General features: G+C 46.4%; 3 protein-coding genes. 2 read left to right on the plus strand and 1 reads right to left on the minus strand.

Annotated elements, in window-relative coordinates; genetic code table 11:
• Window position 1: 1 nt before the first annotated feature.
• Window positions 2-2,113, minus strand: coding sequence for a multiheme c-type cytochrome (locus FW758_RS23795; protein WP_446446737.1), 2,112 nt, complete (start codon window positions 2,111-2,113; stop codon window positions 2-4).
• Window positions 2,114-2,655: 542 nt separating this feature from the next.
• Between FW758_RS23795 and FW758_RS23800 the strand changes: the two genes are divergently transcribed.
• Both FW758_RS23800 and FW758_RS23805 read left to right on the plus strand, forming a co-directional pair.
• Entirely contained in the window at window positions 2,656-3,234 is a 579-nt protein-coding gene (locus tag FW758_RS23800; RefSeq protein ID WP_261271414.1) for a thymidine kinase, read from the plus strand.
• Between the two features lie 412 nt (window positions 3,235-3,646).
• A complete protein-coding gene (locus FW758_RS23805) occupies window positions 3,647-6,724 on the plus strand; it encodes a transglycosylase domain-containing protein (protein WP_446446736.1) in 3,078 nt (1,025 codons plus the stop codon).
• Window positions 6,725-7,038: the final 314 nt, after the last annotated feature.

The following is a 7,038-nucleotide window of genomic DNA, read 5'->3' on the forward strand; positions in this document are numbered from 1 at the left end:
ATTAGCGAGTAAACTTGTGGTATTTATCAATACCAGAGCTTCTACCTGTGTTATGACATACTGCACAGGATTCAGTCGTTGGTTGTTTAAACCAATCTGCCACGCTAGGAACGCTGATCTCACCACCGTTGCTCACCATGTGCGCTTTCGCAGAATCAATCGTATGGCAGGCATAGCAGTTTGCAGAAACAGGGCTGGTCATCTTGCTGCCGGGTTCTAAAATGTATTGATTTGGAATGTTATCTAAATCAATCGCTTTATCATGGCAGGCTACGCAACTGGTGACTGGATTGATCGCCCCTGCACCGTTAGCCGCATTCGCTTGAGTTCCATCCGCTTTCATTTCACCGACTTTAGCGCCATTACCCCAGTGCCAGCTGTGAACCATAGGACCAAAACCTGCGCCTAAAGCGGCTGATGTCCGCGCCATGCCGTTGTCATGGCAAGCAATACAGCCATTACCGCCGTCATCGAAGGCCCCATTTTTGTGGAATGCAGTGGCATCGTTATGACAAGTAGTACAGCTGTTAGCGCTCACTATCTCACGACGCTCGAAGCCAGAGACTTTTTGAGTCGTGACTGGGTTAACGACGTCTGAGTAGGCGGTAAAGGATACGCCCATAGAACCGTCATAACCTGTCGCTCTTAGGCTGCCATTACTTTGATAGCGTTGATTGCCATCATATTCCATCCAACCTGCGGTACTGAATGTCACGCGGGCAGAGTAAACATAGTTAGCATTCACTGCGCTGATATCCGTCAGTAAGTGACAGATATTCTTAGTGCCGTCGGTGTTGTAACCATAGTAATAGTTAGTACGGTTACCTGGGCGGCCCACTAAACTGCCATTGTCATAGGCGTGCAGATAGGCACTGGCATAGACCAGCGGTTTCTTGGCATCAAACACCAGCGGATCTGAGTAGTTGAAGTTATCTTTGATACTAAAGATATTGCCATCGACATCTTTTACAGTAAGTGTTGTACACCAGCCTGGGGCGGCGACTGCGGCTGCGGCTGCATCACCTGTTGGCGCATAGTGATCTGTTTTCGTTGATATATCATCGACTTTAACTGGGGCCGCTAATGTCACTTTGTACTTAGCGCGAATGGCTTGGCGTTCAGTAATACCAGACTTACCTTCATGCATAGTACGGACATCGGCACCATTACTTGGGATAATGACGCCTGGCACACCACCGCTATCATGGCAATCGATACAACCGGGTCCTGCTACGTTGATGTTAGTTGGTGCTTCAACGTGACAAGATGTACAGTTTTGTACTGAAAAGTCTTTAGTAAAATCTTGGTGATTAACATGGCCAATCTTAGACAGGGTGTTAGTCGCGTAGCCACCCACAGAGAAACCTTCCGCATTGACAGCGCCGCGACTCACTGAGCCGTGACATGCTAAACAGCCTTCTACGAAGGTGACTTCACCGTCCATACCGGTTGCAACATAGCTTGCATGGCGGCGAGGACTGGTAGCGTAATCGACGTGACACGAATAGCAACTATCGGTTGTGGTGGAATGAGTGCCTTCGGGTTTATTGACAACTAAGGGGGCTGAACGTGCGATACCTGTTGCGCTATTGCCGCCAACGCGTAACCACACAATACCTTCAGTGCTCGGGTTTACCCCTAACATTGGGGCCACAAAAGTGTAGTGACCGTCGCCTAAAGAGGTCAGTGTGGCGCCTTCTGTCGCTTGAGTTGCCGCGCCACCAATATGCACATTGTCTGCAACGCCATTAAGATCACTTTCGGTACGGTTATTGATGAAACCTTTATCGGTTAACGCCGCGACTTTAGCCTCTGCGTTTTGCAGCCCGTTGATTAAATTATTATTCTCATCGGTAATTTCAAATTCGTAACTGATACTGCCTTCGCCAAAGCTGTAGTTGATCACTTTGACGTTCGTCAGCGTTGAGCTAGTGACTGGGGGCGGTGTTCCAGGTTCTCCGGGTGTGCCAGGCGTACCTGGTGTTCCCGGAATACCGGGCGTTCCTGGTGCGCCATCGACACCATCTTTGCCATCATCGCCACAACCAACAAGGGCACCAGTTAGTGCTAAAGCCACTAAGTATGCCAGTTTTCTAGAGGTGAAAATTCTCATCATTATCTCCATTTGATCCAATATGCGCATAAAGGACGGAGTGGAGCACTAAAGTTTGCAGGGTAGATTAGTGCTTTGACCGTTAGCTTTAATTTGCAAGCTATCGAATACTTTCTTTTTTTAAATTGAGCACGTTTTGTCTCGAATGAAATACTACTGTTAACGTTATGTTTGTTTTTTGAGCGCAACCCCATTAACACCTAATACTTTGGAGGTAGATCTCACTTTTGAAATTTAGCTTTATTTACTATTTCCTTATAAAACAGTATTTAAGGTTAAATTAAGCTTGTGTTAACAAAATTTAATCATTTGGTGGCTGGTGATGGCTTTTATCGTGCTAAGGATTAAATAAAGTGAGCTGGAGTTGGTTAAGTCGACGATTGGGGAGTAAAACGCTGGATAAGTCAGCGCAGTTGCAGTAATTCATGATAAAAGCTTAGTCGCTGCTAGTGTTCTGATGTGAAGCGCAATGTTAGACTAGCGGCCAATTTGGCTCCGATGGCAGACGCGTAAGCGCTAACGTTTTTTAAAGGGTATAAGTCTTGGCTCAATTGTATTTTTATTATTCGGCGATGAACGCTGGTAAATCCACTTCCTTATTACAGTCATCCTATAACTATCGCGAACGCGGTATGAATACCTTAGTGATGACAGCCTCCATAGATGACAGATATGGCAAAGGTAAAGTTGCCTCGCGCATCGGCATTGAAACGGATGCACAGGTTTTTAGCAGCCAAGATGATCTGACTCAGATGATTAGCGATGTGCATCAAGCTACACCATTAAGCTGTGTGCTGGTAGATGAGTGCCAGTTTTTGAGTAAAGAACAGGTTAAGCAGCTGACGCATGTGGTCGATAATATTGATATTCCTGTACTCTGTTATGGTTTAAGAACGGATTTCCAGGGCGAACTCTTTAGCGGCAGTCATTATTTATTAGCTTGGGCCGATAAGTTGGTTGAGTTGAAAACCATTTGCCATTGTGGCCGCAAAGCCAACATGGTGGTGCGCCTCGACGGTGACGGCAAAGTGATGCGCGAGGGTGAGCAAGTGGCGATTGGCGGTAATGAAAGCTATGAGTCCGTTTGCCGTAAACATTTTCGTGAGTTTATCTGGGATTAGTCTTTGCTAGCTGGGTGTTGTTGGCTGCTAAATATTTTTTGTGTGGTTTATTGGCCCGTTCTGTTTCTGAGTCACATTGCTGCTAAGTCACAGTGCCGGCGAGCTTAATCGTTGAAAATACCTGTGTATCAACAAATTAAGACTTGGCGAAATTTACTCTTTGCTTAAAAATAGTATAAGTGGCCAGCTTAACATTAGCGTGAGTGAGTGGCGGTTGTGGATTATGGATACCACTCTTTTGGGTGAAACAAGGTTTGAGAAAGTGTGGATATACTATTCCACTATATAGAACGGATAGCTAAGGCCTAATGAACGTCATGGCTTAATGAGTTGATGTCTTGTTTTACTGAGTGGCAACGGATTTGCTGAGTTGCATGAAAGATATTTATTTTAGTGTTTTTTTGGAGCTGTTTTGCCTAATTCCCCGTCAGAGATGAAGTTCGAAAATTATCGTCCTCGTCCACCACAACCCGAACCTAAGGTGAAGGTTAAGACTCCGCGTAAAGCCAGATCTAAGGGCAGGGTCTGGTTCTTATTTTTTATCTTCATTTGCTGTATCGCACTATTGATTGGCCTTGAAGTTAAAACCTCGTTTTATCAAGCCAAATACATCAATCAATATGCTAAGACGCTCACCTATGAATTAGAAAACTCACCGAGCACAGCGGTGATTTATCCAAGTTATGGCCCTTTCGATGAGCGCCATGGCTATAGCAAGTTACCTCAGTATATTGACCGATTAATGCAACGGAATTTTCAGGTGACGCAGCAAGTGGCGTTTTCGCCTGCCTTGCTGGAATACGCGCAGCTGGGATTTTTCCCGCCTTATCACGAAAAGGCGCAATCTGGCTTAACGCTGCTCGATTGTCGCAATACCGATTTGTACGAGTTCGCCTATCCCAAACGGGTTTATCAGGACGACGATAAGATCCCCAATGAAATCGTTAATACCTTATTGTTTATTGAAAACCGCGAGTTATGGACCACGGAAGACAAACTCAATCCCGTGATCGACTGGCCACGTTTTGTGGTGGCGGGCATGAGCCAAATTGCAGAGATGGTCGGCATGAATGTGTCCACCGCCGGTGGCAGTACGCTAGCGACTCAGATTGAAAAATTCCGCCATTCTTCCCAAGGCTTAACCTTGAGCATCAAGGATAAGTTATTACAAATTGGCTCTGCCAGTGTGCGCGTGTACCAGCAAGGTGAGAATACCGAACCCGCTCGTAAGCGCATCGTCCAAGATTATTTAAACACAGTGCCATTATCCTCGGCGCCAAATCATGGTGAAGTACATGGTATTGGTGACGGGTTGTGGGCTTGGTTTGGCACCGATTTCGATACCGCAAACAAGCTGTTAGCATCGCCACAAATCAAGGGTAATGCCGCCAAGCGTGGACAAGTATTCCGCCAAGTGGTCGCGCTGATGATTGCTCAACGTCGCCCTTCATACTATTTATTGCAAGGTCATGAAGATCTTGAAAATTTAGTCGATAGCCATATCCGCTTACTCGGCCAATATTACCTTATTGACCGTGGTCTGCGTGATGCCGCACTCGCGCAGAAATTGCAGTTTAGGGTCACAAAGCCGCAACGAAATACTCAATCGGGCGCCGATAAGGGCGTGAATACAGTGCGTATTCGTACCGCGGGCATGTTAAATGTGGGGCTGTACGATTTAGACCGACTCGACTTAACAGTAAACAGTAGCTTACACAGTGATTTACAGCAGCAAGTGAGTCACTACTTACGCAGCCTGGCGCAAGTGTCGACCGCTGAGCAAGTGGGTTTATTGGGCGAGCGTTTACTCGAGCCAAGCCAACTGCAAAACGTGCTGTATAGCTTTACGCTTTACGAGCGTACCGACACCGCCAACCGAGTTCGTGTGCAGACCGACAGTACCGACCAACCCTTTGATATTAACGAAGGCAGTAAGTTGGAACTGGGCTCAACTGCTAAATTACGGGTGATGGCGACCTACTTAGAAATCATCGCTGAGATCCACGAAAAATATTCTAAAAAACATGGTATTGAACTGGAATCTATCATTATCGAACCTAGGGATCACTTAACCCGTTGGGCGATTGATTACTTGATTGTGAATCCTGATAGACGTTTAGATCGCATGTTAGATGCGGCGCTACAGCGGGAATATTCTGCCTCAACCAGTGAGCAGTTCTTTACCGGTGGTGGTTTGCATGTGTTTAATAACTTTAAAAAATCGGAAGATGTTAAGACTCCGACACTTTATCAAGCTTTGCAGGATTCGATTAACTTACCGTTTGTGCGCCTTATGCGCGACATAGTCAATTACAGCAGCAGTATGCAAAATGAGGGCAATATGGCCCAGTTGCTACGTAATGATAAAGATCCGCGCCGCGACGAATACCTGCGGGTATTTGCCGATAGAGAGGGTAATACCTTCGTCACTAAGTTTTATCGCAAGTATAAAAAAGTGGCCGCGAATGAGCGTTTGGGGATGTTCTTCGACGGTTTATCCCAGTCGGAGCAACAATTAACGTCGGCGTATCGCTACCTCTTGCCCGATGAACCTATGTCGGCATTTAAGGCTTTTCTGCAGCAAAGATTGCCGCAGGTGAGTTATACCGATGGTCGTATTAAGAGCTTATATAACAAGTACGGCCCTGATAAATATAACCTGCCGGATCAAGGTTATATCGCACGGGTGCATCCGTTGGAATTGTGGGTGCTGGATTATCTTAATCACAATCCCGATGCGAATTTGAACGATGTGAAACAGGCGAGTGAAGCACAGCGCCAAGAGGTTTATCGTTGGTTGTTTAGGACGCGACATAAAAACGCCCGTGACGTTCGAGTGCAAGTGATGCTTGAAGTGGAAGCCTTCCTCGATATACATCAGCGTTGGGCCCGTTTAGGTTACCCCTTTGATGCTATGGTGCCATCCTTAGGTTCGGCGCTCGGCAGCTCGGGTGATAGACCTGCGGCCTTGGCCGAGTTGATGGGCATTATTCAGAATGATGGTTATCGTTTGCCCACTGTGCGTATCAATCAGCTGCATTTTGCCGCGGATACACCATACGAAGTGACGCTGCAGAATCAGAACACCCAAGGTGAGCGAGTCATGCGCCATGAAGTCGCGCAAGCCTTAAAAGCGGCGCTGGCGAACGTAGTGCAAAACGGTACTGCCCGTCGTTTGAAGGGCATTTTTACCGATGAAAAAGGCGAGATGTTAGCTATCGGCGGGAAAACTGGCACCGGTGATAACCGTATCGTGACTCAGATGCAGCAAGGTAAAAAAGTGGCGACGACTGCCATGAACCGCACCGCGACCTTCGTGTTTTATCTGGGGGATAAATACTTCGGCACTTTAACGGCCTTCGTGCCCGGCAGTAAATCCGATGATTTTAGTTTTACTTCGGCGCTGCCATTACAAGTGATGAAAGGCATGATGCCTATTCTGTCTCCCTATGTGAAAACCGAGCAGGGTATGTGCGTGGTAAATGAATAAAGGCAGGAGTTTAGAGCCGTGCTAGTAATTGCAATCTAGCAACTGCCCGCTAACGATAAAGAGTGTTCCTGATGAACACTCTTTGTCGTTTTATCGCTTTAATTATCTATCGATTCTTGTAGGAGGGTTATAACATCTCATACCAAGCGATAAAGATTTATTATGAATAATTAAATTGTCCGCCTAAATAGCAGTGATTTGGGCCGATTAACGGCATTTTTTGACTCGAAAATGCCCCAAAGCAAGGCCACTGAGTTACGCAGCATTAATTGTCATTGTTTCCCCAGTGACACGCCATAAACTCGTCCCTGAGG

This window comes from Shewanella sp. 1180_01 (assembly GCF_052850535.1).